The sequence below is a fragment of the Mycobacterium sp. Aquia_216 genome (assembly GCF_026723865.1).
GTDB lineage: Bacteria > Actinomycetota > Actinomycetes > Mycobacteriales > Mycobacteriaceae > Mycobacterium.
Map to the genome: position 1 here is coordinate 4,951,826 of NZ_CP113529.1, position 26,772 is coordinate 4,978,597.

27 protein-coding genes are annotated in these 26,772 nt (G+C 67.4%); 11 read left to right on the plus strand and 16 right to left on the minus strand.

The features are described from left to right. Positions 1 to 3 precede the first annotated feature (3 nt). The 4 genes from OK015_RS23040 to OK015_RS23055 are packed head-to-tail and all read right to left on the minus strand — an operon-like array spanning position 4 to position 3,687. Positions 4 to 843, minus strand: a complete 840-nt coding sequence (locus OK015_RS23040; protein ID WP_268126415.1) for a carbohydrate ABC transporter permease — start codon at positions 841 to 843, stop codon at positions 4 to 6. Then, the gene (locus OK015_RS23045; RefSeq protein ID WP_268126417.1) at positions 833 to 1,735 is read right to left on the minus strand and encodes a carbohydrate ABC transporter permease; all 903 of its coding nucleotides are present in this window, start codon (positions 1,733 to 1,735) and stop codon (positions 833 to 835) included. Before OK015_RS23045 ends, OK015_RS23040 begins: the two co-directional genes overlap by 11 nt. Next, a complete protein-coding gene (locus OK015_RS23050; RefSeq protein ID WP_268126420.1) occupies positions 1,732 to 3,144 on the minus strand; it encodes an extracellular solute-binding protein in 1,413 nt (470 codons plus the stop codon). Before OK015_RS23050 ends, OK015_RS23045 begins: the two co-directional genes overlap by 4 nt. Positions 3,145 to 3,159: 15 nt before the next feature. Beyond that, positions 3,160 to 3,687 (minus strand): general stress protein, encoded by a 528-nt coding sequence (locus tag OK015_RS23055; RefSeq protein WP_268126421.1) that lies wholly within the window; start codon positions 3,685 to 3,687, stop codon positions 3,160 to 3,162. A gap of 77 nt (positions 3,688 to 3,764) precedes the next feature. Between OK015_RS23055 and OK015_RS23060 the strand changes: the two genes are divergently transcribed. The 5 genes from OK015_RS23060 (at position 3,765) to OK015_RS23080 (ending at position 8,919) form a co-directional block, all read left to right on the plus strand. Beyond that, positions 3,765 to 4,343, plus strand: coding sequence for a DUF4190 domain-containing protein (locus tag OK015_RS23060; RefSeq protein WP_268126422.1), 579 nt, complete (start codon positions 3,765 to 3,767; stop codon positions 4,341 to 4,343). Between the two features lie 59 nt (positions 4,344 to 4,402). Continuing rightward, positions 4,403 to 5,713 (plus strand): magnesium transporter MgtE N-terminal domain-containing protein, encoded by a 1,311-nt coding sequence (locus OK015_RS23065; RefSeq protein WP_268126424.1) that lies wholly within the window; start codon positions 4,403 to 4,405, stop codon positions 5,711 to 5,713. After that, entirely contained in the window at positions 5,710 to 6,219 is a 510-nt protein-coding gene (locus OK015_RS23070) for a DUF1003 domain-containing protein (protein WP_268126426.1), read from the plus strand. Before OK015_RS23065 ends, OK015_RS23070 begins: the two co-directional genes overlap by 4 nt. Before the next feature lie 171 nt (positions 6,220 to 6,390). Continuing rightward, positions 6,391 to 7,728, plus strand: a complete 1,338-nt coding sequence (locus OK015_RS23075; RefSeq protein WP_268126427.1) for a lytic transglycosylase domain-containing protein — start codon at positions 6,391 to 6,393, stop codon at positions 7,726 to 7,728. A gap of 45 nt (positions 7,729 to 7,773) precedes the next feature. Next, positions 7,774 to 8,919: an Mrp/NBP35 family ATP-binding protein gene (locus OK015_RS23080; protein ID WP_268126429.1), complete on the plus strand. Its 1,146-nt coding sequence runs from the start codon at positions 7,774 to 7,776 to the stop codon at positions 8,917 to 8,919. Between the two features lie 59 nt (positions 8,920 to 8,978). On the opposite strand, the gene tatB is transcribed toward OK015_RS23080, so the two are convergent. The 4 genes from tatB to sigE all read right to left on the minus strand — a co-directional run bounded on the left by tatB (position 8,979) and on the right by sigE (position 12,318). Next, positions 8,979 to 9,365, minus strand: coding sequence for a Sec-independent protein translocase protein TatB (tatB, locus tag OK015_RS23085; protein ID WP_268126432.1), 387 nt, complete (start codon positions 9,363 to 9,365; stop codon positions 8,979 to 8,981). Continuing rightward, on the minus strand, positions 9,366 to 10,892 hold the full coding sequence (gene htrA / locus OK015_RS23090) for a serine protease HtrA (protein WP_268126434.1): 1,527 nt from the start codon (positions 10,890 to 10,892) through the stop codon (positions 9,366 to 9,368). A 156-nt stretch (positions 10,893 to 11,048) separates the two neighbouring features. Beyond that, entirely contained in the window at positions 11,049 to 11,444 is a 396-nt protein-coding gene (gene rseA, locus OK015_RS23095; protein WP_268126436.1) for an anti-sigma E factor RseA, read from the minus strand. A gap of 118 nt (positions 11,445 to 11,562) precedes the next feature. Further along, positions 11,563 to 12,318 carry an RNA polymerase sigma factor SigE gene (gene sigE, locus OK015_RS23100; RefSeq protein WP_268126439.1) on the minus strand — a complete coding sequence of 252 codons (756 nt, stop codon included), beginning with the start codon at positions 12,316 to 12,318 and terminating at the stop codon, positions 11,563 to 11,565. 202 nt (positions 12,319 to 12,520) lie between these two features. On the opposite strand from sigE, the gene OK015_RS23105 reads away from it, so the two are divergent. The 5 genes from OK015_RS23105 (at position 12,521) to OK015_RS23125 (ending at position 18,288) form a co-directional block, all read left to right on the plus strand. After that, complete coding sequence (locus OK015_RS23105; protein ID WP_268126441.1) at positions 12,521 to 13,189, plus strand: O-methyltransferase; 669 nt, start codon at positions 12,521 to 12,523, stop codon at positions 13,187 to 13,189. A 102-nt stretch (positions 13,190 to 13,291) separates the two neighbouring features. Beyond that, a complete protein-coding gene (locus tag OK015_RS23110) occupies positions 13,292 to 13,930 on the plus strand; it encodes a TetR/AcrR family transcriptional regulator (protein WP_268126442.1) in 639 nt (212 codons plus the stop codon). After that, positions 13,920 to 14,840, plus strand: a complete 921-nt coding sequence (locus tag OK015_RS23115; RefSeq protein WP_268126443.1) for an ABC transporter ATP-binding protein — start codon at positions 13,920 to 13,922, stop codon at positions 14,838 to 14,840. Before OK015_RS23110 ends, OK015_RS23115 begins: the two co-directional genes overlap by 11 nt. Continuing rightward, complete coding sequence (locus OK015_RS23120; protein ID WP_268126444.1) at positions 14,837 to 16,477, plus strand: ABC transporter permease; 1,641 nt, start codon at positions 14,837 to 14,839, stop codon at positions 16,475 to 16,477. The genes OK015_RS23115 and OK015_RS23120 overlap by 4 nt, the downstream gene beginning before the upstream one ends. Before the next feature lie 128 nt (positions 16,478 to 16,605). Beyond that, positions 16,606 to 18,288: a CocE/NonD family hydrolase gene (locus OK015_RS23125; protein ID WP_268126445.1), complete on the plus strand. Its 1,683-nt coding sequence runs from the start codon at positions 16,606 to 16,608 to the stop codon at positions 18,286 to 18,288. Here OK015_RS23125 and glgC read toward each other — a convergent pair. Further along, positions 18,285 to 19,499 carry a glucose-1-phosphate adenylyltransferase gene (gene glgC, locus OK015_RS23130; RefSeq protein ID WP_268126448.1) on the minus strand — a complete coding sequence of 405 codons (1,215 nt, stop codon included), beginning with the start codon at positions 19,497 to 19,499 and terminating at the stop codon, positions 18,285 to 18,287. The two genes, OK015_RS23125 and glgC, sit on opposite strands and share 4 nt — an antisense overlap. A gap of 216 nt (positions 19,500 to 19,715) precedes the next feature. Between glgC and glgA the strand changes: the two genes are divergently transcribed. Then, positions 19,716 to 20,879 (plus strand): glycogen synthase, encoded by a 1,164-nt coding sequence (glgA, locus tag OK015_RS23135; RefSeq protein WP_268126449.1) that lies wholly within the window; start codon positions 19,716 to 19,718, stop codon positions 20,877 to 20,879. Between the two features lie 22 nt (positions 20,880 to 20,901). Here glgA and OK015_RS23140 read toward each other — a convergent pair whose 3' ends face one another. The 7 genes from OK015_RS23140 to OK015_RS23170 all read right to left on the minus strand — a co-directional run bounded on the left by OK015_RS23140 (position 20,902) and on the right by OK015_RS23170 (position 26,725). After that, complete coding sequence (locus tag OK015_RS23140; RefSeq protein ID WP_003406247.1) at positions 20,902 to 21,069, minus strand: DUF3117 domain-containing protein; 168 nt, start codon at positions 21,067 to 21,069, stop codon at positions 20,902 to 20,904. A 214-nt stretch (positions 21,070 to 21,283) separates the two neighbouring features. After that, on the minus strand, positions 21,284 to 21,862 hold the full coding sequence (locus tag OK015_RS23145; RefSeq protein WP_268126451.1) for a DNA-3-methyladenine glycosylase I: 579 nt from the start codon (positions 21,860 to 21,862) through the stop codon (positions 21,284 to 21,286). After that, positions 21,859 to 22,224, minus strand: coding sequence for a DivIVA domain-containing protein (locus OK015_RS23150; RefSeq protein WP_268126453.1), 366 nt, complete (start codon positions 22,222 to 22,224; stop codon positions 21,859 to 21,861). Before OK015_RS23150 ends, OK015_RS23145 begins: the two co-directional genes overlap by 4 nt. A gap of 47 nt (positions 22,225 to 22,271) precedes the next feature. Beyond that, a complete protein-coding gene (locus OK015_RS23155; RefSeq protein ID WP_268126455.1) occupies positions 22,272 to 23,267 on the minus strand; it encodes a glucosyl-3-phosphoglycerate synthase in 996 nt (331 codons plus the stop codon). Then, entirely contained in the window at positions 23,264 to 24,088 is an 825-nt protein-coding gene (gene folP, locus OK015_RS23160) for a dihydropteroate synthase (protein ID WP_268126457.1), read from the minus strand. Before folP ends, OK015_RS23155 begins: the two co-directional genes overlap by 4 nt. Positions 24,089 to 24,343: 255 nt before the next feature. After that, on the minus strand, positions 24,344 to 26,128 hold the full coding sequence (gene fadD6, locus OK015_RS23165) for a long-chain-acyl-CoA synthetase FadD6 (RefSeq protein WP_268126459.1): 1,785 nt from the start codon (positions 26,126 to 26,128) through the stop codon (positions 24,344 to 24,346). A 33-nt stretch (positions 26,129 to 26,161) separates the two neighbouring features. Then, on the minus strand, positions 26,162 to 26,725 hold the full coding sequence (locus OK015_RS23170) for a TIGR00730 family Rossman fold protein (protein WP_268126462.1): 564 nt from the start codon (positions 26,723 to 26,725) through the stop codon (positions 26,162 to 26,164). Between the last annotated feature and the right edge of the window lie 47 nt (positions 26,726 to 26,772).

Sequence of the window (26,772 nt, forward strand, 5' to 3'; positions counted from 1 at the left end):
GCGCTATCCCTTCACGGCGCCTGAGGTCAACCCGGCGACAATCCGTCGTTGGAAGATTAGAACAAACACGATGATCGGAACGGTAATGACGATGGCGCCGGCCGCGATTGATCCCGTTGGTTCCTCGAATTGCGAACTGCCTCCGAAATTCGCAATCGCCACGGGCGCGGTGATCGCGGCCTTGGTAGCGGTCAGCGACAACGCCAGCAGCAGGTCGTTCCAGGCGAAGATGAAGACCAGAATCGCCGCGGTCACCAATCCGGGCGTTGCCAGCGGGACGATGACCTTGCGGAAGGCCTGCCCCGGCGTGGCGCCGTCCATCTTGGCCGCCTTCTCCAGATCCCAGGGGATCTCCCGGAAGAAGGCCGACAAGGTGTAGATGGCAAGCGGTAACGCGAAGGCGATGTAGGGCAGAATCAGCCCGGGCCAGGTGTCGAAAAGCCCTACGACGCGTTCGATTTCGAACAACGGTGTGACCAGGGAGATCGCCGGGAACATGGTGCTCAGCAAGGCGGATCCGATCAGCAGTCGCTTGCCGGGAAAGTTCAGCCGGGCGATCGCGTAGGCCGCCATCGCACCCAGCAGCACCGCGATCGCGGTGGCGATCAACGCGATCCCGATCGAGTTGGTCAGCGCCGAGGTGAACAAGTCGCCGCGGAAGATGCCGCGATAATTTTCCAGGGTTACCGACGACGGAATCAGCTTGCCGTCCTTGACAGTTGACGTCGGTTTGAGCGAAAGACTCAGAATCCAGAGCACCGGAAGCAGCGCGTACACCACGACTAACGTATCGATGACGGCCCACATCGCGGTGCGCCGCGCACCCGCCAACTCAGCGCCCATCGACGGCACCACCCGGGGCCGCGGCGCCGAAAACTTTGATGAAGATCAGCGCGATGATGCCCACGCACACGAAGATCAGTACGCTGATCGCCGAGCCCAGGCCGACGTTGAAGCCTTCAAAAAGGTTGTCGTAGCCCAGGATCGACACCGATCCGGTGTTGTTGTTGCCCTCGGTCAGCACGTAGATGTTGTCGAAGATGCGGAAGGCGTCCAGGGTCCGGAACAACAGCGCGACGACGACCGCCGGCTTGATGATCGGCAGCATGATCCTGGTCAGCCGCCGCCAGGCGCCGGCACCATCGACCTGGGCGGCTTTCAGCAAATCCTCCGGTACCAGCGCCAATCCGGCCAGCAATAACAGCGCCATGAAGGGTGTTGTCTTCCAGACCTCGGCGACGACGACGATGCCCAGCGACGGGATCTGTTCGGTCAGCGGCGCACTGCCGTGTGGCAGCAGGTTGGCCAGATAGCCGGTGCCCGGCGTCCAGGCGTAGTACCAGCTGTAGGAAGCGACCACCGTGACGATGCCGTACGGGATGAGCACCGCGGTGCGCACCAGCCCCCTGCCGATCACGGTGTGGTGCATTACCAGCGCCAGCGCCAGGCCCAGCACGAACTCGAGCGACACCGAAACCACCGTGATGGCCAACGTCACCGCCAGCGCGGTCCACCAATACCGATCGGTGAGGATCGTGTGGTAATTGCTCAGGCCGATGAACTTGGAATCATTCGGGGTGGTCAGATTGTTGCGTTGCAGGCTCAGCCAGACCGCGTAACCGATCGGATAGGCCGTCACCGCCAGCATCAGAGTCGCCGCGGGAGCAACGAGCAGGAAGGCCAGTCGCTGTTCGGGCGGGCGATTCCAGAGTTGGATCACGCCGGGTCGGGTCATGGCAACAGCCCCTTGCCGTCGATGGCCTTCTGCACCTGCGTGGCGAGCTCGTCGGCCGTACGGTCCGGCTCGATCGCGGTGATCGGACTCAGCGCCGCCGCCAGCCGAATGGATACGGCTTGATAGACCGGCGTCGCGGGACGCACCGCGGCGTCGGTCAGCTGCTGGCGGATCACGGTGTACGTCGGATACTTGGTCTGGAATTGCGGGTCGGAGTACAGCGACGTCCGGACCGCCGGCAGACCGCCTGCCATCGAGATGTACTTCTGATTCGCCAGGCTGCGCAGGCATCGAATGGTTTCGAACGCTTCGGCTTTATGCCGCGTCGTGCTGGCCACCGCCAGGTTCAGCCCACCGATCGTCACCTTTGCCGGGCGGCCCGGGACCACGCCGGGATAGGGCGCGAAGCCGAACACGTGCTGGCTGGCCTGATAGGCAATGTGGAATTGCTCGTCGTTGGGCACGAAGGTGCCGTATCGGTTGATGCTGCCGGCCAACGCCGGATCCCGGTTGAGCGGAAGGAAACTCACGCCGCCCTTGACCGCGTTCTCCAGCATCGAGGCCAGCACGTAGGGCCAGTTGACTTCCAGTGCGGCATTGCCCTCTTCGACCGCCAACCGCGCCGTGCTTGCGTCGGTGCGGGTGATCGACGGGTCGGCTCCCGGCGCGGTGGCCACCGACTTGAGGATCCGCAGCGCGCTGATGGTGGCGGCCCGGTGTGCGGGGGTGTCCGTCAGGGTGACGTGTTGGCCATCTTCGGAGAGCACCTGACCGCCGGCGCTGACCAGTAGCGTGTTGAACCACACCACCAGACCCTCGTCCTCGTGGGCCTGCACGGCGATCCAGCTGGGCAGCCCGGCCGCGTGCAGCCGGGTCGCCTCGGCCACCATGCCGTTCCAGTCATGCGGCGGCTGATGCACCAAATCTGGTCTATACCAAAGTAATTGGGTATTTGTGGCAATCGGCGCGGCGTAGAGGCGGTGCTTCCAGCCGGCCGTCGCCAGCGGGCCCGGCAGGGTATCGACGGTCGCGTCGGCCTCGGCCAGCCCGGCCGGATCGTCGGACAGCGGCAGCACCCAGCCGGCTTCGGCGAACTCCGCGGTCCAGATGACGTCGAGCGACAGCACGTCCAGCGTGCGGTCATGACTGGTAAGCCGGCGGGCGTATTGCAACCGTTGCGCACCGGGCTCCCTGGGCAGGCTGACGTGCGCGACGGTGTACCGGCCGCCGGAGTCCTGGCTGCAGCGCCGGGCGACTTCGGCGAATGTCGCGCCGTCGGCGGCCGGGGTGTAGAAGGTGATCACCAGCCCGTTGTGGCCTGACCCACAGGCGGACAGCACCGACACGGTGGTCAAAATCGCCAGCACGGTTGCACCCGCTCGGCGCCCGCGCCCGCGGCGGCTCACCACCAAATCATCCGGCCGTCAGATCGCCAGGCGCGCAAGCAAATCCCGAGCCTTCTCGGCGTTCTGCGGTTCGCAGAGCACGTCGTAACGGCCGGCGACCAGTTGCATGGTCGAGCTGAAATCCCTTGTGCCACGGGCCATTGCGTACGGAACGGCGGAGGTGATCAAGCCGAAGAACACCCCGGCAATCAAACCGGTAGCCAGTGCGCCCCATGGGCTGGGACTGAAGAAGCCGAGCACTAAGCCGATGAACAGGCCCAACCAGGCCCCACTGAGCACGCCACCGCCGAGCACTTTCGGCCAGGTCAGCCGGCCGGTGACCCGTTCCACCTGCATCAGGTCGACACCGACGATGGTGACCTGCTGGACCGGGAACTGATGTTCGGAGAGATAGTCGACGGAACGCTGCGCCTCGGCATAGGTGGGATAAGAACCCACCGGCCAGCCTTTGGGCGGAGTCGGCAACTGCGGCACACCGCGCCGCCCCGCCGCCGCGCCACCGGGCGTCGGGCCCGGGACTTGGCCAGGCTGGAAAGGACTAGTCATGGCGGCTCATTCTCCTCTGCCGGGGCCATAGTTTCACCTCGGCCCTCCCACCCTATCGATGCAGCCTGCAGGCTAGGTTGAACAACATGACAGCTCCCGGCGGTGCCAGCGGCGAAGACGCCGCCGATCCGCACGCGGCCGGTGCGCAGCACCCGCAGCAGCCGGGATGGGCAGCGCCCGGCGACTCCCCGGCATCGCCACCACCAGCGGGTTACCCGCCCCCGGCGTACCCGCCACCCGGATATGCCGTCGACTACCCGCAGGTCACCCCACCCTTCAGCGACCAGCAGCCACCCGGTTACGGCCCGTCCTACCCGCCGGGCCCGCCGCAGTTCAGCGGGCCGCCCCCCGGCCACGGCTCGCCGCCGTATCCCGGCGGCTATTACCCGGCGCCGGGATACGGGGATTACTGGTCCCCCGAGGCCGTCCGGACCGGGACGAACGGGATGGCGATCGCGGCGCTGATCTCGTCGTTCACCGGGTTGCTCTGCTGCATCGGCGGGATCGTGGGCATCGTGCTGGGCACGATCGCGCTCGACCAGATCAAGAGGACGCGCCAAGACGGTTACGGCCTGGCGGTCGCCGGCATCGTGATCGGCATCGCGACACTGATCGTGACTCTGATCGTGATGATTTTTGCGGTGCATTCCCATTAGTAGGGCTCGCCAGAGCCGGTTCGCTGCCATCGCGCAACCGGCTGCCTAGGCTCTCTTCCATGGCATCGGTCAACAGGGTGTACGTGGCGCGGCTGGCACGGATGTTGGTGCTGGGGCCGATGGGCGAAAACTTCGGGCGCATCCGCGATGTCGTGATCAACATCAGCATCGTCCGCCAGCAACCGCGGGTGTTGGGGCTGGTCGTCGATCTGGCGACCCGCCGCAGCATTTTCATCCCGATGCTGCGGGTCGCCGCGATCGAGCCCAACGCCGTGACGCTCAACACCGGAAGCGTCTCGCTGCGCCACTTCGAACAGCGTCCGGGCGAGGTGCTGGCGAGCGGTCAGATCCTCGACACTGCGGTCACGGTCAACGACCCCGAACTCCCGGAGCTGGTCGGCCGTGACGTCGTGATCACCGACCTGGGCATCGAGCAGTCCCGCACCCGCGACTGGCTGGTGACCAGGATCGCCGTGCGAAGCACGCGTCGACTCGGACGGCGCGGGCCGGTGCATGTGGTCGACTGGCAGAGCGTGCACGGATTGACGCCCTCGGCGTTGGCGATGCCGGGCCAGGCGGTGGCTCAACTGCTCAATCAATTCGAGGGACGGCGCGCGGTCGACGTGGCCGACGCCATCCGCGGGCTGCCGGCCAAGCGGCGTACCGAGGTGTTCAAGGCCCTGACAGACGAGCGGCTGGCCGACATCCTGCAGGAGTTGCCCGAGTCGGAGCAGGCCGACGCACTGTCGCAGCTGGGCACCGAACGCGCGGCCGACGTGCTGGAAGAGATGGACCCCGACGATGCCGCCGACCTGCTCGGCGAGCTGAATCCGACGGATGCCGAGCTGCTGCTGGCCCGGATGGACCCGGACGAATCCGCCCCGGTGCGAAGGCTTTTGAAGCACTCCCCCGACACCGCGGGTGGATTGATGACGTCCGATCCGGTGGTGCTGACCGCCGACACCACGGTGGCCGAGGCACTGGCACTGGCCCGCGACCCCGACCTCACCCCCGCACTGTCGTCGATGGTGTTCGTGGCGCGCCCGCCGACCGCCACACCCACCGGTCGATACCTGGGCTGTGTTCCGCTACAGCGGCTGCTTCGCGAACCGCCGAGCGAGCTGATCGGCGGAATCGTCGATAGTGACCTCTACACCCTGACCCCGGAGACCACGCTGGCCGCCGTGACGCGCTACTTCGCCGCCTACAACCTGGTGTGCGGTCCCGTCGTCGACGCCGCAAACCACCTGCTGGGCGCCGTCACCGTCGACGACCTGCTCGACCACCTGCTGCCACACGACTGGCGCGCGGATGCCCAAGAGCTGACCGGCGCTATCGGACGCGGCGACGCAACCGAGGGGGCTTCGTGAGCAAACCGACGGCCCCGCGGCGGCTGTACACCCCGCGGACATCGCGCGGGATCTCCCTGCGGTTGGACCCCGAGACGGTCGGGCAGAGCACCGAGGCCATCGCGCGTTTCTTCGGCACCGGCCGCTACCTGCTGATACAGACGGTCATCGTGATCGCGTGGATCGCGGTGAACCTCGCCGCGGTGAGTCTGCGCTTTGACCCCTACCCGTTCATCCTGCTCAATCTGGCCTTCTCCACGCAGGCCGCCTATGCCGCGCCGCTCATTTTGCTGGCCCAGAACCGTCAGGAGAACCGGGACCGGGTCACGCTCGAAGAGGACCGTCGCCGCGCGGCCCAGACCAAAGCCGACACCGAGTACTTGTCCCGCGAGCTGGCCGCGCTGCGGCTGGCTATCGGCGAGGTGGTCACCCGCGAATACCTGCGCGACGAGCTGGAAGAACTGCGCACCCTGCTGACCCGCCCGGACCTGAAAGTCCCGGTGGAGGAGCCCCCGGCACGCCGGTGACGACCTGGCTCGGGCCACTGCGGACTAGTAAGGAATCCCCGTGAATACCGGATCCACCATTGCGCCACTCCCGTCACAAGAGTTATGTATGGTGATCTAGTTCACGAGGCTAAGAACAGGTTTCCGGCAGCTCACAGTGTCTCCGGCGACCCGCATACCTAGGACGGTGGAGTGCGCATAGGGGGTCGCTTGGGTGCACGCCCGGCCGTCGCGGCGGTGCGGAAGTGGGGGCTTCCCGTAACTCGGGCACAGGCATTCAGCGTGGCGGTGATCAGCCCGCTGGTGTTCGCGGGTGCCGTGGGCGCGACGCCAGAGCCCATCCACGGCAAGAGTCCTATCCCGTCGGTGCATGCCGTCATCACTCCCGTCGCCGCCGTGTCCCCGACGGTTCCCGACCTGTCCGGGCCGGTTGTCATCGCCATCGACCGGGCGCCGACGGCCTTCCACGTCGCGGCGGGCGCCGCATCGGCTCCGCCGCCACCCAGGGTGGTGAGTGCGCCCGGTGCGCTGGGAATTCCGATGATGGCGCTGACCGCCTACCGCAACGCGGAACAGAAGATGGCCGTCTCCGATCCGGCCTGCGGCGTCAGCTGGAACTTGCTGGCCGGCATCGGGCGCATCGAGTCGGGCCACGCGAGCGGCGGCGCCGTCGACTCACGCGGCACCGCGGTGACCCCGATCTACGGCCCCTCCCTGGACGGCACGTTGCCCGGCAACGAGGTGATTATCTCGAGCAGCGCCGGCAACCGCGTCACCTACGCCCGCGCGCTGGGGCCCATGCAGTTCCTGCCGGGCACGTGGGCGCGTTATGCGGCCGACGGCGACGGCGACGGTGTGGCCGACCCGCAAAATCTGTTCGACTCGACGCTGACGGCCGCCCGCTACCTCTGCAGCGGCGCGCTGAACCTGCGCGACCCGGCGCAGGTCATGGCCGCGATCCTGCGCTACAACAACTCGACGGCCTACGCCCAGAACGTGCTGGGCTGGGCCGCGGCCTACGCCACCGGCGTGGTCCCGGTCGATCTCCCGCCGATCACCGGACCCCCACCGCCGCTCGGAAACGCACATGACGAGCATCCGGAGGGGCTGGGGCCCGGCCTGCCGATCAACATGATCGGCCTGCCGCAGGACGACCCGCTGGCGCGGATGCCGTTGATCGACCTGACCGGCCTGCCGCCGCAGGCGAGCGTCGCGCCGCCGCCGATGTTCCCGTGGATGACGCCACCGCCAAGCCAAGCGCCGACAACGGGGCACATGCCCGGGTGCACGGTGATCTGCATCAGCTCGCAGACCCCGCCGACCGGAGGACCGCAACTCGGGCCGCAGGGCTTTGCCCCGCAAGCCCCGCCGCCGTTCGCACCGCAGGCCCCGCCGCCGTTCGCACCGCAGGCCCCGGCACCGTTCGCACCGCAGGCCCCGGCACCGTTCGCACCGCAAGCCCCGCCGCCACCAGCGAACCCGGCCCCGCCGATCGCACCAGCGGCGCAGGCGCCCGCTCCGCCCGGCTGACGCCTGCCAGCGGCGCGAAAGCCGAGCCGCCTACACTCGGCGGTGATGTCCCGTCATGAGACTGGCGAGTTGAACGCAGCTATCCGCACCGCCCTGGGCAAGGTGATCGACCCCGAATTGCGGCGTCCCATCACCGAACTGGGGATGGTCAAGAGCATCGATGTCGACTCCGACGGCGGCGTGCACGTCGCGATCTACCTGACTACCGAGAGCTGCCCGAAAAAGACCGAAATCACCGACCGCGTCGGCCAGGCCGTCTCCGACGTCCCCGGCACCGGGGCGGTGAAAGTCAGCCTGGACGTGATGAACGACGAGCAGCGCACCGAGCTGCGCAAGCAGTTGCGCGGCGACGCCCGCGAGCCCGTCATCCCGTTCGCCCAGCCCAGCTCGCTGACCCGGGTCTATGCGGTCGCATCCGGCAAGGGCGGCGTGGGGAAGTCGAGCGTCACGGTCAATCTGGCCGCCGCGATGGCCGCCCGCGGCCTGTCGGTCGGCGTGCTCGACGCCGATATCCACGGCCATTCCATCCCCCGGATGATGGGCACCACCGACCGGCCCACGCAGGTCGAGTCGATGATCCTGCCGCCGATCGCCCACGAGGTGAAGGTCATCTCGATCGCGCAGTTCACCGAGGGCAACACCCCGGTGGTGTGGCGCGGACCGATGCTGCACCGGGCGTTGCAGCAGTTCCTGGCCGACGTGTACTGGGGCGACCTGGACGTGCTGCTGCTCGATCTGCCGCCCGGTACCGGCGACATCGCGATCTCGGTGGCTCAGCTGATCCCCAACGCGGAGATCCTGGTCGTGACCACGCCGCAGTTGGCCGCCGCCGAGGTCGCCGAGCGGGCCGGCAGCATCGCGCTGCAAACCCGCCAGCGCATCGTCGGCGTCGTGGAGAACATGTCCGGGCTCGTCCTGCCGGACGGCTCGACCATGCAGGTGTTCGGCGAGGGGGGCGGCGTGCAGGTGGCCGAGCGGCTCTCTCGCGCGGTGGGCGCCGAGGTGCCGCTGCTGGGTCAGATCCCGCTGGACCCGGCGCTGGTGGCTGCCGGTGATTCGGGGGTCCCGATCGTGCTGAGCGCACCCGATTCGCCGGTGGGAAAGGAGCTGCGCAGCGTGGCCGACAAGCTGTCGGCACGAAAGCGTGGATTGGCAGGCGTGTCGCTGGGACTCGATCCGACCCGGCGCTAGCCGCTCAGGCCCGATGGCCCGCCTCCGCGGCGGGCCGACACGGCCCGCATCGTCACCGGCTAGGTTGCGTCGGTGTCGTACGGCACCGGGCCGGGCGCATGCTGCTGGGCTGCGTTTTGCACCCCGTTCGGCGTGCCGTTGGCCGCCGGGCGGTCGAAGTTTCCGGTGAGGAATGAGTCGTCGCCGTCCAGCAGATGCTTGGTCAGCGCGGCGCGCGGCGTCATCCCCCGCAATTTCTGCAGCTCGCTCAGCGGTCCGCGCAGATCGTCGAACTCGGGCCCGAGGTCCTGGCGCAGTTGGCTGGTCATACCGCTGAGGTAGTCGCGGGCCTGCCGCAGCGAGGTCGACGTCCAGCGGATCGCACCCGGAAGCCGCTCCGGCCCAAGGATCACCAGCCCGACCACCACGAGGACCAGGATGTGCTCCCAGCTCAGGTTCCCGAACATCTAGCCGTTATCTGGGTCGGGTTTGACGGTCAGGGTGACGTTGCGGCCATCACGGACCACCTCGATCGGGGCGTCCTGCCCGATGGTCAGCTGCCGCACGGCGACGACGAACTCGTCGGCGTCGGCGACCTTGCGGTTTCCGACCTTGACGATCACGTCGTTTTCCAGGATTCCGCCCTTTTGCGCGGGACTGCCCGCCTTGACGTTGGCGACCTGGGCACCGGCGGCGATCGAGTTGCTCACCGACCGGGTGCTGACCCCGAGCGTCGGGTGCACGATCTTTCCGTCTTTGATCAGCGTCTGGGCGACTTCCTTCGCCTCGTTGACCGGGATCGCGAAGCCCAGCCCACTTGCGCTGTCGGACAACGACTTTCCAGCGGTGTTGATGCCGATCACCTGGGAATCCATGTCGATCAGCGGGCCGCCGGAGTTGCCGTGGTTGATCGACGCGTCCGTTTGGACCCCGTCGATGACGGTATCGGTGTCGGACCCCTCCCCCGACAATGGGACGGGGCGGTGCAGCGCGCTGATGATGCCGTGCGTCACGGTGCTGCGCAGCCCCAGCGGCGCACCCGCCGCAAGAACCTCGTCACCGACGCGCACCTTGTCGGAATCGCCGAGGCGCGCCACGCTCAGGTTGTCGACGTTATCGACCTTGAGCACGGCCAAGTCGGTCTTGGGGTCGCGACCGACCAGGTTGGCCGGCACTTCCTTGCCGTCGTTGAACACCACCGTCGTCTTGAACTGGCTGGGGTTGTTCGCGGCCTCGGAGATCACGTGGTTGTTGGTGACGATGTAACCGCGGCCGTCGATGACGACGCCGGAGCCCTGCATGCCCTCTTGGTCGCTCTTCGACTCGATGGTCACCACCGAGTTGGCGGTCGCGGCCGCCACCTTGGCGAAGCGGCCCGCGGGCTCCTCGGTGCTGCCGTTGGTGGACAACGTCACCTTCGAGGTGGTGAAGGCGTCGACGACCTCGGCCGTCTTGCGGCCGATCAGCCCGCCGACGGCGCCGATGACCAGCGCGATCGCGAGCAGGACGGCCAGCGCGAGGTAGGAGACCTTCCGGCCGAACAGGACATCACGCACGCCGAGCTTGCCGCCGTACCCCGACGGGGTGTGCGATGTCGACTGAGCTACTGCCGGGCTTCCCAGTGCCGCCGCGGCGCCCGGGTCCCGCCACGGATCGTCCGACTCGTCCTCGTCGAATCCGTTCTGCTCGGCCGCCAGCGCGGTGGCGTCGACGGGGTGGCGCTGCAGCGACTCGGTGCCGCCGACCGGCTTGCTGAACGCCTCTTCGAGCACCGGGTCGCGGCGTTCATCGTGCGGATTGAACTCGGTCTGGTCCCGGTACTTCGACGGGCGCACCCGCTCCGCGACAAAAGACCCCTGCAACCCAGCGGGACGACTGAACGCCTGACGCGACGCGGGGTCGACCGGTGGCCGGGAGATGGGGCGCGGCGCCAGGCGGTTGCCTCCGTTATTGCCGCTGTCCTGCCCAGGATCGAAGCCTTGGTCGGAGGTCACGTTACCCCTTTAGATCCGCTGCTTGAGTGCTCGAAACAGGCCTCGCACCGGACCCTTGTCCAGGGCAAGCCCAGGCACGGCACTGTTTGCGTCCACCCTAGTATCCACGGTTGCTCACCGGTCGGCTTGAACCCACGTGCTGGGGCGACCCGGCTGCTACCGGCGCTTACGCTGGTCGCGCACATCGCGATCAGCGAAACCGTCGGGCGCCCGCGAGGGCGTGTCGTCGGGCGGGTAGTGCGGGATCTCCGACAGCAGGCCGAGCAGGGTGCTGGGGATGCGGATCGGGTGGGAGTCGCGCAGCGCGGCACGCGCCCGGCTCTGGTCATCGACTTCGGCCGCGCATTGCGGGCATAGCGAGAGGTGATGGGCGGCCCGCAAGTGGGCGTTCATCCGCAGCTCACCGTCGACAAACGCGGCGATCGCCTCGACGGACAGATGCTCGGTCGAACCGAATTGACGCGGCGCGCCCACCGGGGCATCACTTTGGGAGGCGAACTGGGCGGGGAGCCAGGAGAACGCGCGACGGAACACATGTCCCCGGTCGGCCATCACCAGTTCCTTTCGCTGCCACGTACCCCTCGAATGTAGCGCGACAAGGTGCCCGGCACCGCTATGCATCTCGCGAAATCGCATGATTATCGGCCCGAAAGCCGTGCTTGCGCCCGGCCTAAGCCGATTTGGCGTGGGTTTCCGGCTCGGAGTGCGCGGCCAGGTAGTCGCGCAAAGCCTGACGTCCGCGGTGTATCCGGCTGCGGACGGTGCCCAGCTTGACGCCCAGCGTGGCGCCGATCTCCTCGTAGGACAGGCCTTCGATGTCGCACAGCACCACGGCGGCACGAAACTCCGGCGGCAGCGAATCCAGGGCAGCCTGCAGGTCGGGCCCGAGGTGGGCATCGTGATAGATCTGCTCGGGGTTGGGCTCGTCGGCCGGAACCCGGTCGTAGTCCTCCGGCAATGCTTCCATCCGGATGCGGGCGCGCCTGCGCACCATGTCAAGGAACAAATTCGTGGTGATGCGGTGCAGCCAGCCCTCGAAGGTTCCCGGCTGATAGTTCTGCACCGACCGGAACACCCGGATGAACGTCTCCTGGGTCAGATCCTCGGCGTCTTGCTGATTACCCGACAGCCGGTAGGCCAGCCGGTACACCCGATCCGCGTGCTGACGCACCAATTCATCCCAGGACGGCATCGTCGTCTTGTCCCCGGTCGCGTCGAACACGGCGGTGCCCTGCAGCCCGTCAGCCGGTTCGACCCATTCGTCGTCGGGGCATTCCTGGGCGTGCGACATCGTGCTCGGGCTCAAGAGAGTGGTGTTGATCGATTCCTCCGAATAACTCGCCCTGCCTGTTGACGGCAGTCCATCACCTGCGCCAACACGAAGTTCCCAGTCCATATTCCCCACCCAACGTCCTCCACGTTCCATACCGTCACCGTCGCGCACCGGCGTATGGGCGGCATAGGAGCAATCTGAGGTTTGGCTGAGAAACCTTTTTGTTACCTGGCGTAAGCAGGGCATATTCCGGTCAGAGTGACTTAGGCCGCGCCGGCGTTCCCGGGCGTGTCGGAAACGATCCCGCGCAGGCGCGCCTGACGGTCCGGGCGCCGACATGCAATACGCTGCGGGCATGGACGGCACCGACGAAGAAACCCCCGGCCAGGCGGTCCCCAGTCGGGCAGAATCGCTCTCCGCGCACGCGGAGGGGTCGATATCGGAGGACGCGATCCTGGCAGGCGCCCGCGAACGCTCCGTCGATATCGGTGCTCGGGCCGTGACGCCCGCGGTCGGCGCGCTGCTGAGCCTGCTGACCAAGCTCAGCGGCGGCAAGGCGGTCGCGGAGGTCGGAACGGGCGCCGGGGTCAGCGGACTCTGGTTGTTGTCGGGGATGAGCGATGACGGGGTGTTGACCACGATCGATATCGAGCCCGAGTATCTGCGGCTGGCCAAGCAGGCCTTCTCCGAAGCCGGCATCGGCCCGTCGCGCACCCGGCTGATCAGCGGCCGCGCCCAAGAGGTGCTCACCCGACTCGCCGACGAGTCCTACGATCTGGTGTTCGTCGACGCCGACCCGATCGACCAGCCCGACTATGTCGTCGAGGGCGTGCGGCTGCTGCGATCCGGCGGCATCATCGTCGTGCACGGCTCGGCGCTGGGCGGACGGGCCGGCGATCCCGCGGCGCGCGACGCTGAGGTGATCGCGGTCCGGGAGGCGGCCCGGTTGATCGCCGAAGATGAGCGGCTGACGCCCGCGCTGGTGCCGCTCGGTGACGGGGTCTTGGCAGCGGTCCGCGACTAGCCGACCTGCCAGCTCGACGAGCCAATAGACGACCTTCCTTCGCGAGATCCCTCGGGGCGGCCTCCTTGACCTTCGGCTGAACGTCTGTTTAATCTACTGAACATGCGTTCAGACGACCTGACCACCGCCGCTCGGATCCGCGATGCGGCGATCGAGCAATTCGCCCAGCACGGTTTCGCCGTCGGGCTGCGTGCCATCGCCGAGGCCGCGGGTGTGAGCGCGGCATTGGTCATTCACCACTTCGGCTCGAAGGAAGGCCTGCGCAAGGCGTGCGACGACTACGTCGCCGAGGAGATCCGCGATACCAAGTCGGAAGCGCTCACATCCAACGATCCAGCCGGCTGGCTGGGACAGATGGCGGAGATCGAGTCCTACGCGGCGCTCACCGGTTACGTGGTGCGCAGCCTGCAGACCGGCGGCGAGCTGGCGAAGATGTTGTGGCAGCGAATGATTGACAATGCCGAGCAATACTTTGCCGACGGCGTGCGGGCCGGGACGATCAAGCCCAGTCGCGATCCCCACGCCAGGGCCAAGTTTCTGGCCATCAGCTCGGGCGGCGGCCTGCTGCTCTATATCCAAATGCATCCAACCCCAACAGATTTGCGGGCGGTCCTGCGCGACTACGCCCGCGATATGGTGCTGCCCGCACTGGAGATCTACACCGAGGGGTTGATGGCCGACCGCACCATGTATGACACATTCCTGGCCGCAGAAGATCAAGGAGAATCCCATGGCAGCTGATATCGCACCCATCGAAATCCGCAATCTCACCAAGAACTTCGGTGCGGCACGGGCGCTGGACGGCCTCGACCTGACGGTGCGTCAGGGTGAAGTGCACGGCTTTCTCGGCCCCAACGGCGCCGGCAAGTCGACCACGATCCGCATCCTGTTGGGCCTGGTCAAAGCCGACAGCGGAAGCGTGCGACTGCTGGGTGGTGACCCGTGGACTGATGCCGTCGAATTGCACCGCCATATCGCTTACGTACCAGGTGATGTCACGCTCTGGCCGGCACTGAGCGGCGGCGAAACGATCGATCTGCTGGCCCGTATGCGCGGCGGCATCGACGACCAACGGCGCCGCGAGCTGATCGAGCGCTTCGACCTCGACCCGACCAAGAAGTCGCGCACCTACTCCAAGGGCAACCGGCAAAAGGTCTCGCTGATTTCGGCCTTCTCGTCCCGAGCCAGCTTGCTACTGCTGGACGAACCGAGCAGCGGGCTGGACCCGTTGATGGAGAACATATTTCAGCAATGCGTCGCCGAGGCCCGCGACCGTGGTGTGACGGTGTTGCTGTCCAGCCACATCCTGGCCGAAACCGAAGCTCTGTGCCAAACGGTGACCATCATCCGGGCCGGTAAGACCATCGAGAGCGGTTCGCTCGACTCGATGCGGCACCTCAGCCGCACGTCGATCAGGGCGGAAATGACCGGCGATCCTGGCGATCTCAGTCGAATCAAGGGAGTCGAGGACGTCAGCGTCGAGGGCAACACCCTGCGCGCACAGGTCGACGGCGACAGCCTCGGGGAACTCATCCGGGTGCTGGGCGACGCCGGGGTGCGCAGCCTGGTCAGCCAGCCACCGACACTCGAGGAGCTCTTCCTGCGGCACTACGACACCGGGCGCAGCGAGAAGAAGGTGTCGGCATCATGAGCACCGCAACACTCGATCGGCCGGGCCACCCGGGACACTCTGCCCCACAACGAAGTTCGAATTTCACCGGAACGCTTTCGATGCTGCGCCTCTATCTGCGCCGCGACCGGGTCTCGGCGCCGTTGTGGATTCTGCTGCTGTCGCTGCCGTTGGCGACCGTGTATGTGGGAAGCATCGAAAACCTCTACCCCACCCAAGCCGGCCGCGCCGGGTTCGCGGCGACCATCATGGCCAGCCCGGCGCAGCGCGCCCTCTACGGGCAGGTCTACAACGACAGCCTTGGCGCGGTGGGCATTTGGAAGGCCGGGATGTTCCACGTGCTGATCGCGGTCGCCGTCATTCTCACGATGATCCGGCACACCCGCGCCGACGAGGAAAGCGGCCGGACCGAACTGGTGGACTCGACCGGGGTCGGACGGTACGCCAGTCTCACCGCGGCGCTGATCCTGTCCTTCGGGGCCTCGATTGCCACCGGCGCGATCGGTGCGGCGGGATTGCTCACCACCAAGGTCCCGCCCGGCGGGTCGGTGGCCTTCGGCGCCGCGCTGGGCGCCTCGGGCGCGGTGTTCACGGCGGTGGCCGCGGTGACCGCGCAGTTGTCGGCGAGCGCACGATTCGCGCGCGGCGCCGCTTTCGCCGCGCTGGGCGCCGCGTTCACGCTGCGCGCCATCGGCGATGCCAGCTCCGGTGCGCTGTCGTGGCTTTCACCGCTGGGCTGGTCGCTGCAGGTGCGGCCCTACGCGGGCGATCGCTGGTGGGTGCTGCTGCTGCATCTGGTCACGGTGATCGCCCTGGCCACCGTGGCGTATCGACTGCTGGCGGGCCGCGACGTCGGCGCCGGACTCGTCGCCGAGCGTGCCGGTCCGGCCAGCGCGGCACCGGCGCTGAGCAACGTCTTCGGGCTGGCGTGGCGGCTGGACCGCGGCGCGCTGCTGCTGTGGACGGTGAGCCTGTGTCTGTACGGCCTGGTGATGGGCAGCGTGGCGCACGGCATCGGAGACGAGGTCGGCAGCGGCGTGGCGCGTGACATCGTCGCGCGGATGGGCGGGACCACCGTGTTGGAGGAGGCCTTCATCGCGGTGGCGTTCTCGATGATGGGCATGGTGGCTTCCGCATTCGCCATCTCGCTCACCTCGCGACTGCACCAGGAGGAATCCGGCTTGCGCGCCGAGACGACGCTGGCCGGCGCGGTGTCGCGAACCCGTTGGCTGGCGAGCCATTTGGTGACCGCCCTGCTCGGGTCCGCGGCAGCGATGCTGGTCGCCGGGGTAACGGGCGGGCTGGTCTACGGCGTCGCGGCCGGCGATGTCGGCGGCAAGTTGGCCGTAGTGCTGGGCACCGCGGCCGTGCAGTTGCCGGCCGTCTGGCTGACGTCGGCCGTGACCGTCGGATTGTTCGGTCTCGCACCGCGGTTCACGCCGGTGGCGTGGGGCGTACTGATCGGGTTCATCGCCTTGTACCTGATCGGGTCGTTGGCGCGTTTCCCGCAGTGGGTGCTCGACCTCGAGCCCTTCGCGCATGTTCCGCGGGTCGGCAGCAGCTTCACCGTCGTGCCGGTGCTGTGGCTGCTGGCCATCGATGCGGTGCTGATCGCGTTGGGAACCATGGCATTCCGTCGGCGGGACCTGCGATCGTGATGACCGGCGCTTTCGCCGAGCTCGACGAATCGATGTTCGCCCAGGAATTGGCCGGGTACGGCGAGTACCCGCAGCGCGTACGCTATCGGCTGCTGCGCTACGTCTGGTAGCAGGCTTAGGGTGGCGACGTGGCCCAAATCCCGGCACCTCTCCTCGACCTGCCATGGCGACGCCGTGGCGCCCTGCGGTATGCGCTCGAACGAATTCGCGGCGTCGCCAGTCCTCCGGTCAGTGTTACCGACCCACCGGCCGACATCGTGATCGATCGCGACGTCGACGTCCCAACCCGCGATGGAACCATCTTGCGGATCAACGTCTTTCGGAAAGGCGAGCAAGCCCGGCCAGTCATCCTGAGTATCCATCCCTACGGCAAGGACAAACTGGCGACCCGGCGCGGCAAGCGATGGACGTTCTCGGTGCAATACCGCGCCATGCGCCAGCCGCAACCGGTGACGTTTTCCGCCCTCACCGGTTGGGAGGCCCCGGACCCGGCCTGGTGGACCGCGCAAGGCTTCACCGTGGTGAACGCCGACGCGCGCGGCTGTGGTCATTCCGATGGCACCGGAAAGCTGCTGTCCCGCCAAGAAGCCGAGGACACCTACGATCTCGTGCAGTGGCTCGCCGGTCAGCCCTGGTGCGACGGCAATGTCGTGATGCTGGGGGTGTCATACCTGGCCGTCAGCCAGTACGCAGCCGCCGCAATACAGCCGCCGGCCTTGCGGGCGATCTGCCCCTGGGAAGGCTTCACCGACGTGTACCGCGACCTGATGTTCCCGGGCGGGATTCGGGAAATCGGCTTCGCCCGATTGTGGGGACGCACCGTGTACCGGTCGACCCGGCAGAGCTACAGCCTCGCCCAGATGCAGGAGGATCGCCCGCTGCGCGACGACTTCTGGCGTTCGCTGGCGCCCGACCTCTCGGCGATCAAGGTGCCGATGCTGGTGTGCGGCAGCTTCTCGGACAACAACTTGCACACCCGCGGCTCGATCCGCGCGTTCACCGACGGCGGGTCCACCCACGCCCGCCTCTACACCCACCGCGCCGGCAAATGGGCGACCTTTTACTCCGACACCGCGCGTGCCGAGCAGTTGACGTTCTTCCGCGACGTGTTGACCGGCGCGCCCGGTTCGCGCAGCGTGCGCCTCGAGGTGCGCGAGGACCGCGACACCGTCACCGCCGTGCGCGAAGAATCCGAATGGCCACTGGCCCGTACGCGTTGGCGGCCGATATATCTCGCTGATGCCGGAACTCTGGCGCCCGATCGACCACCGACGGACGGCAGCATCACCGTCGGAACACGTTCTCGGGCAACATCATTCAGTTGGACGATCCCGGTGGACATGGAGCTGACCGGTCCGATGGCCGTACGGCTGTGGGTGGAACTGGACGGCTGCGACGATGCGAACCTCTTCGTCGGCGTGGAGAAGTGGCGTGACGGGCGGTTCATCGAATTCGAGGGTTCCTACGGCTATGGGCGCGACCGGGTCAGCACCGGCTGGCAGCGGGTCGCGCTGCGCGCGCTGGACCCCGAGCTTTCGCAACCGTGGCAGCCGGTCGCGACATGCACTCAGCCGCAGCCGGTGTCCGCCGGTGACGTGGTCCCGGTCGACATTGCGCTGGGCCCGTCGGCGACGTTTTTTCGCGCCGGGGAGCAGCTGCGCGTAGTGGTCGCCGGGCGCTGGTTGTGTCCGCGCAATCCGCTCTTCGGCCAGCTACCCGCGGCCTATCGCAGCTCGCCGCGCGGTCGCCTGACCCTGCACTGGGGCCCGCGTTATGACGCTCATGTGTTGATTCCGGAGATTCCCGGCTAGACCCAGACGCCCTTGCCCACCGCGACCACGCCGCCGGAGCTGATCGCGAAGCGTTCCCGGTCCTTTTCCAGATCCACCCCGACCATTTCGCCGGGCCCGATCACGACGTTCTTGTCCAGGATCGCGTGGCGCACCACCGCGCCGCGGCCAACCCGGACGCCCGGCATGATCACACTGCCCTCGACGATCGCTCCGTCATCGACCACGACGTTCGACGACAGCACCGAATTGCGCACCGAGGCCGCGGAGATGATGCTGCCCGCGCCGACCACCGACTCCTGGGCGGAGCCGCCGTTGACGAACTTCGCCGGCGCCAGATTCTCGGTCGCGCCGCGAATCGGCCAGCGCTGGTTGTACAGATTGAACACCGGGTGCACCGACACCAGATCCATGTGCGCGTCGTAGAACGCGTCCAGCGTCCCGACATCGCGCCAGTAGGCGCGGTCGCGGTCGGTGGCGCCGGGCACCTCGTTGTCGTTGAAGTCGTAGACCGCGGCCATCCCGTCGCCCACCAACCGCGGAATGATGTCGCCACCCATGTCGTGATCGGAGCGGTCGTCGTCGGCGTCGGCACGAATCGCGTCGATGAGCACCTTGGTGGTGAAGATGTAATTGCCCATCGAGACGAACGTCGTCTCCGGGTCGTCGGGGGTGCCCGGCGGCTCCAGCGGCTTCTCCATGAAATTGCGGATCCGGCCGGACTCGTCGGAGTCAATGCAGCCGAACGCGCTGGCCTCGCTGCGCGGCACCCGGATGCCGGCCACGGTCGCGCCGGCCCCACTGTCGATGTGGAACTGGACCATCTGCTCGGGGTCCATCCGGTACACGTGGTCGGCACCGAAAACCACTATGTAGTCCGGGTCTTCGTCGTAGATCAGGTTCAGGGACTGGTAGATCGCGTCGGCGGAGCCGGTGTACCAGCGCGGGCCGAGGCGCTGCTGCGCCGGCACCGGGGTGATGTACTCGCCAGCCAGACCGGACAATCGCCAGTTCTGCGAAATGTGACGGTCAAGTGAATGCGATTTGTATTGCGTGAGAACACAGATCCTGAGATAGCGGGCATTGACGAGGTTGGAAAGCACGAAGTCGATCAGCCGATAGGCGCCGCCGAAGGGAACCGCGGGCTTGGCCCGGTCCGCGGTCAGCGGATACAGCCGCTTGCCCTCACCGCCGGCCAGGACGATGCCCAGCACGTGTGGTGCTTCCCTCATGGCTCCAAACCTATCGGCCGTCGCGAACCGCTGCCAGGGGGAATCCCCCGGGCCACCGTTCTGACGGGCTGTCCGTCAAGGTATTTGGCAAACGTGACGCGCCGCTCACCGTAATCGATCATTGTGCCGGGCGCGCGGCGGCATCGCCGCCGAATTCACCAGCCGCTTTTGCATCCGACTCGCGAACGGCGTGACAAGCAAACTACGGTGCGGTGTATGCGGGTGGCGATGATGACTCGGGAGTACCCACCAGACGTGTACGGGGGGGCCGGCGTACACGTCACCGAACTCGTCTCCCAGCTGCGTCGGCTGTGCACGGTGGACGTGCACTGTATGGGTGAACCCCGGCCGGGCGCCGTCGCGCATCAACCCGACCCGCGGATCCAAAACGCCAACGCCGCCCTGTCCACCCTGTCCACGGATCTGGTGATGGCCAATGCCGCGGCCGAGGCCACCGTGGTGCATTCACACACCTGGTACACCGGGATGGCCGGGCACCTGACCGCATTGCTCTACGACATTCCCCACGTTCTGACCGCCCACTCACTGGAACCGCTGCGGCCGTGGAAGGCCGAGCAACTCGGCGGCGGCTACCGGGTGTCGTCGTGGGTGGAGCGCACCGCAGTGCTGGCGGCCGATGCGGTGATCGCGGTGAGCGCCGGCATGCGCGAGGACGTGCTGCGCGTTTACCCCACGCTGGATCCGAGCCAGGTGCACGTCATCCGCAACGGGGTAGACAGCGATGTGTGGTATCCGGCCGGACCGGTGAGCGCGGGATCGGTGCTGGCCGAGCTCGGCGTCGATCCGAACCGGCCGATGGTGGCATTCGTCGGGCGCATCACCCGGCAGAAGGGCGTCGGCCACCTGGTCGCTGCCGCACACCAATTCAGCCCGGAGGTGCAGTTGGTGCTGTGCGCGGGCGCTCCCGACACCCCGGAGATCGCCGACGAAGTACGCGCCGCCGTAGATGAACTCGCCCGCGCTCGCACCGGGGTCTTTTGGATCCGGGAAATGCTTCCCGTCGGGGAATTACGCGAAATACTCTCGGCAGCGACAGTTTTCGTGTGTTCGTCGGTGTACGAGCCGCTGGGCATCGTGAACCTGGAAGCGATGGCGTGCGCAACCGCGGTGGTGGCCTCCGATGTGGGCGGAATACCGGAGGTGGTCGTCGACGGAATCACGGGCTCGCTGGTGCATTACGACGCCGACGACGCGGCGGGTTACCAGGCGAAATTGGCTGAAGCGGTCAATGAACTTGTCGCGGACCCGGCGAAAGCCGAGCGCTACGGACGCGCCGGACGCCAGCGGTGCATCGAGGAATTCTCCTGGGCGCACATCGCCGAGCAGACGCTAGAGATCTACCGGAAGGTGTGTTCTTAGCAGTCCCAGACCCAGGGCGGACTCAGCTGGTGACGCCCTTGAGCTCGTCGCCCAGGGCAGCGGCTTCGTCGGGTGTGAGCTCCACGACGAGGCGGCCACCACCTTCAAGTGGTACCCGCATTACGATGCCGCGCCCCTCCTTAGTTGCTTCCAGAGGACCGTCTCCGGTCCGGGGCTTCATCGCCGCCATCGAGTGCTCCCTCCAGATTCGAGTTGACTCGTCCTCGCGAGCCTGGACGGCGGCGAGCTAGCCCCGCCAGCAGATTTCCAGCCATACCCGACATTGAACTGCCAAATCACCCCTCCATTGTTCCCTATTGCTGCCGCTAAATGCACAACACCCGTCCGTAGGGCCCTCTTCGGGGCCGGGGAGGCCTGGTTTGCCGGGCCCGCCGCCCGGGCCCTCACCGAGGCGAGGGGACCCAGCAATCACGCACGTGGTCGTCGACCATTCCGGTCGCCTGCATCAGCGCGTAAGCGGTGGTAGGGCCGACGAAGCGAAATCCGCGGCGTTTGAGTTCCTTCGCCATGGCCTTGGATTCATCAGTAGCGGAAGGGATTTGGGATCCGTCGGCGGGACGGGGCCGCGGCGGCGGCGCGAACGACCACAGCAGGTCGGACAGGTCTTCTGACGTAGCCAGATCCGCCGCCGCGCGCGCGTTGGCAATGGTCGCGTCGATCTTGGCACGGTTGCGAACGATCCCGGCGTCGGCCATCAGCCGTTGCACATCGGCGTCGGTGAAGCGAGCAACCTTTTCGATGTCGAACCCGGAGAAGGCTCTTCGGAAATTCTCCCGCTTGCGCAGGATCGTCAACCACGACAGGCCGCTCTGAAAGGCCTCCAGGCTCATCCGCTCGAACAGTGCGACCCGGCCGCGCAGTGGGCGGCCCCACTCCTTGTCGTGATAGTCGCGGTACAGGTCGAAGTCGGGACCGGGCCTGCCCATCGCCCAGCCGCAGCGAATCAGCCCGTCATCCGTCACGCCGGATCCTCGTCCTTCGGCGCGCCCTCGCTGTTCGCCGCCTCGGCGACGTCGTTGGCTGCATCTTTGGCGGCCGGAGCGGCGTTGACCGCAGCAAGCTGACCCCGTAGCGCCTCGAGCTCGCGCGCCAGCCGGTCCAGCACCCAGTCCACCTCGCTGGTCTTGTATCCGCGCAACACCTGGGTGAACTTGACCGCGTCGACGTCGGTGCCCGTGACGCCGTATGCGGGCAGCACCGTCGCCGTCGTCCCCCGCGGCAGCGGCGGCAACTGCTCACCGCGGCCGAACAGCAGGCTCGCCGCGCCGAAAAGCACGATCGCCACCAGCACCAACACCACGAGATACAGCAAGACCAACGCCACGGAATCGATAGTGCCCTATACCGCCGACAGGACGGCGAGCGTGGGCCCTATCGGGGCCTAACCCCGTTCATCGGCGGCCGGTCGGCCAGCGACACCGGCCAGGTGTGCCGGGTGTAGCCCTCGCCGTCGGCGAAGAACTGCGTCAACCCGACCCCGGAGTCGGGGATGCCACAGCGCGAGAGCAGGGTCGCGATCACCTGGCGGCTCATCGCGCCCAGCTCGGCCAGCGGCCGGTTGCGGTGGGCCCGCACACCCATGTTGACCTGTGCGATCGCGCCCACGCCCAATCGGTCGAAGGTGTCGATCAGCAGGCCGATCTCCACCCCGTACCCCGGAGCGAACGGCAGCGAGGTCAACAATTCCCGGGTGGCCGCGTACTCGCCGCCCAGCGGCTGCAATATGCAGCCCAGCTCTGGCCGCAGCGCCGCCAGCAACGGCCGGGCAGCCAGCTCGGTCACCCGCCCCCCACCGGTAGAGGGTGCACTGCCATCCGCGTCGTCGACGCCGTCGGCCTCGCGGACCATCAGGGGCCGCCGGTAGAAGCTTTTGACCAGGTGAATTCCGTCGCCTGTCAGCAGCGGGTCGACCAGCCAGGGCACGAACATCGGATGCGGGTCGACCAGGTCGGAGTCGACGAACACGACGATGTCGCCGCTGGTCACCGCGAGCGAGCGCCACAACGCCTCACCCTTGCCGGACCGGGTCGGAACCTCGGGCAGCGCCTGCTCCCGGCTGACGACGCGGGCGCCGGCGGCGATGGCACGGATCTCGGTCTCGTCCGTCGAGCCGGAGTCGAGCACGATCAGCTCGTCGACCAGCCCGTCGACCAGCGGTGAAATGCTGTCGACCACGGAGGCGATAGTTGCTTCCTCGTTGAGCGCCGGCAGCACCACCGAGATCGTGCGCCCCGCCTTCGCCTCCTCCAGTTGTCCCAGCGTCCGGCCAGGGCGACTCGAGCAGTGGTTGGACAGCCAGACGTCGCCGGGCCGGGCCGCGACGGCCCCGGTGGCGAGATCGCGGGCCACCAACTCCGATGCCGTCATGCCAGTCCTCTCACCGTGCGCGCCGGCGCGCGGGTGCCCTGGATCGAGGCGACCATTTCCAGCACCCGCCGGGTCGCCGCGACCTGATGCACCCGAAACACCCGCACCCCGGCGGCCGCCGCCAGCGCGGTCGCTGCCAGCGTCCCCTCAAGCCGTTCGGTCAATTCCACACCCAGAGTCTCCCCGACGAAGTCCTTGTTGCTCAAAGCCATGAGCACGGGCCACCCGGTATTAACAAGTTCGCTCACGTGGCGCAACAGGACCAGCCCGTGGAAGGTGTTCTTCCCAAAATCGTGGGCCGGGTCGATCAGCACCCGGTCGGGGGCGACGCCGGCCGCGACCGCCCGCTCGGCGGCGGCGGTGACCTGGCAAATCACGTCGTCGACCACACCGCGGGTGGTCGTACCGTAACTCACCCGGAACGGACGTGTGCGCGGCAGCGCCCCGCCGGTGTGCGAACACACCAGGCCGGCCCCGAACTCGACGGCCACCTCCGGCAAAGCCGGGTCGAAGCCACCCCAGGTGTCGTTGATCAAGTCCGCACCGGCCGCGCAGGCCAGTCTGGCCACCTCGGAGCGCCAGGTGTCGACGCTGATCAGCTGGTCCGGGTAGGCGCCACGGAGCCATTCGACGAACGGCACCAGCCGGGCGGTCTCCATGTCGGCGTCGACGTTCTCGCCCGGGCCCGCCTTGACGCCGCCCACGTCGATGATGTCGGCGCCGTCCGCGACGGCCCGGTGGACGGCGTCCCTGGCGGCTTCGTCGCTGAAGGTCGCGCCTTTGTCGTAGAACGAGTCCGGGGTGCGGTTGACAATCGCCATGACCAGCGCACGATCCCCCGCAACGGGCCGGCCGCACAGAGTTGACTGCACACGTCCATAGTGCCCGTTCACCGCGGGGCTTCAGCCTTGCGGTCGCTTACCGACTCGACCTGATGGGCCGGCGCGCTCCCCCAAGGCTTCAACCTTGCGGTCGCTTACCGGCTCGACCTGATGGGCCGGCGCGCTCCCCCAAGGCTTCAACCTTGCGGTCGCTTACCGACTCGACCTGATGGGCCGGCGCGCTCCCCCAAGGCTTCAACCTTGCGGTCGCTTACCGGCCGCTACCTCTTCGGGATACTCGTCGTAGTACGGCACATAGCCGTCGTCGCGGCCGGCCAGCACGTACAGCGGGTCCGTCACGTCCGGCCCGTAGGCCTGCTCGCGCAGCTCCACCTTGCGGCTCTTGAACGTCGTGGTGTGCTCCAGCGACTTCACCACCCGCACGAACAGCGGCAGCGCGTACGCGGGCAGCTGGCCATATACCGCGCGGGCCAGCGACTCGCCGTCGAACTTCGCTCCGTCGCGCAGCTGGACCGCAGCCATCCCCGCCCGTCCGCCGGTGTCTGGCACCTCGACGCCGAAGACGGTGCACTCCTCGACGGCCTTGTCCGACGCCAGCGCCGCCTCGACCTGGGTGGTGGCGACGTTCTCGCCCTTCCAGCGGAAGGTGTCGCCGAGCCGGTCGACGAACGCGGCGTGCCGCATGCCCTGCGGGCTCATCACGTCGCCGGAGTTGAAGAAACAGTCACCGTCGCGGAACGCGTTGCGCACCAACTTCTTCTCGCTCGACGCCTTGTCGGTGTAGCCGTCAAACGGCTGCAGCCGGTTGACCGGGCTGAGCAACAGACCGGGCTCACCGGCCGGCACCCGGCGCACCCGGCTTTTGTCGTCACGCAGCGGAGCACCGGTGTCCGGGTCGTATTCGACGTACACCAGCGGCGTCGGCGCGATGCCCGTCGACCCCGGCACGTTGAAGATGTTGATGAACGCCGTGTTGCCCTCGCTGGAGGCGTAGAACTCACACACCCGCGCGATGCCGAACCGCTTGGTGAACTCCTTCCAGATCTCCGGCCGCAGTCCGTTGCCGGCGATCAGGCGAACCTTGTGTTTGCGGTCGGTGTCTTTGGGCGGCTGGTTGAGCAGGTAGCGGCAGATCTCGCCGATGTAGATGAACGCGGTGGCCCGGCTCTCGATGACCTCGTCCCAGAACTTCGACGCCGAAAACGACTTGCCCAGCGCCAGCGTCGCGCCGGAGTTGATCACCGACGACAGCGCCACCGTCAGCGCGTTGTTGTGATAAAGCGGCAGGCAGCTGTACAGGGTGTCGGAGCTCTTCAGCCGCAGCCCCAGCCCGCCGAACGCCGCCAGCGCCTTGAGCCACCGCAGATGCGTCATCACACTGGCCTTGGGGAAGCCGGTCGTGCCCGACGTGAAGATGTAGAAGGCGGTGTCGCGGGCGTGCACGGTCGCCACCGAATCGGGGTTGGTGGCCACCGCGCCCAGCGAGAAGCGCTCCAGGTCTTCGATGGTCAGGGTGTTGGCGGTGCCCGAGGTACCGGACTCGGTGACGGCGCTGACCAGATCGGTCTCCGCGATCAGCACCTTGGCGTCGAGCAGGCCCAGGCTGTGCGCCAGCACCTCGCCGCGCTGGTGGTAGTTGAGCATGCCGGCGACGGCGCCGCACTTGACCGTGGCCAGCATCGCCAGCACCGCGTTCGGCGAATTCCGCAGCATGATCGCGACGACGTCGCCGTGGCCGACACCACGCGCCGCCAACACGGCGGCATACCGGTTGGCGACCGCGTTGGCCTCGCGGTAGGTCAGTTGCTGATCGCCGAACCGCAGGAAGACGCGATCCCCGTAGCGAGCGGCACGATCCTGAAACACGCTGCCGATGGACTTGTTGGAGTTGGGCTGAACCAGCAGCCCGGTCACCGCGCCGCGCACGATCACCGGCAGGTCGGCCAGCACGCCCGGCACCCCTGAGGCGATATCGGTCAGGCCGATCCGGCTACGTGCTCCCCCACCGTGGTCGGACACGTGATCCCTCGATTCCCCTCGACGCAGACGACCTCAGACAGGGGCACACGCCTCGATTGCGGCACCCACCTTATCGACCAGCACCAGCCGGTCCATCGCCACCTGGGAGATGTAGCCGCTGTCGAGCAAGTTGTTCAACCACAGCCACAAGCCCTCGTAGTGCCCCCACGGATCCAGCATCACCACGGGTTTGTCGTGCATACCCAGATAGCCCGTCGTCCACGCCTCGAACAACTCGTCCAGGGTGCCGACACCGCCGGGCAGCACGATGAACGCGTCGGAGCGGTCTTCCATGATCCGCTTCCGCTCACGCATCGTGTCGGTGACGATCAGCTCGTCGGCATTCTTGTCGGCCAGCTCGCGGCGCACCAGCTGTTGGGGGATCACCCCGACGGTCCGGCCGCCGCGTGCCCGCGCCGCACTGGCCACCGCTCCCATCGCCGAAACGTGGCCGCCACCCCACACCAACGTCCAGCCGCGCTCGGCGATCGCTTCGCCGAGTTCGCTGGCCACGTCAAGCAATTCGGGATGCGTCGGTCCCGACGCGCAGTACACACATACCGCCCATCCGCTGGGTGAATCGCCGTCGGGGCGCATAACCGCCAAGGTAGACCAAAGCCGCCCGGAGCGAGCACATATAGAGC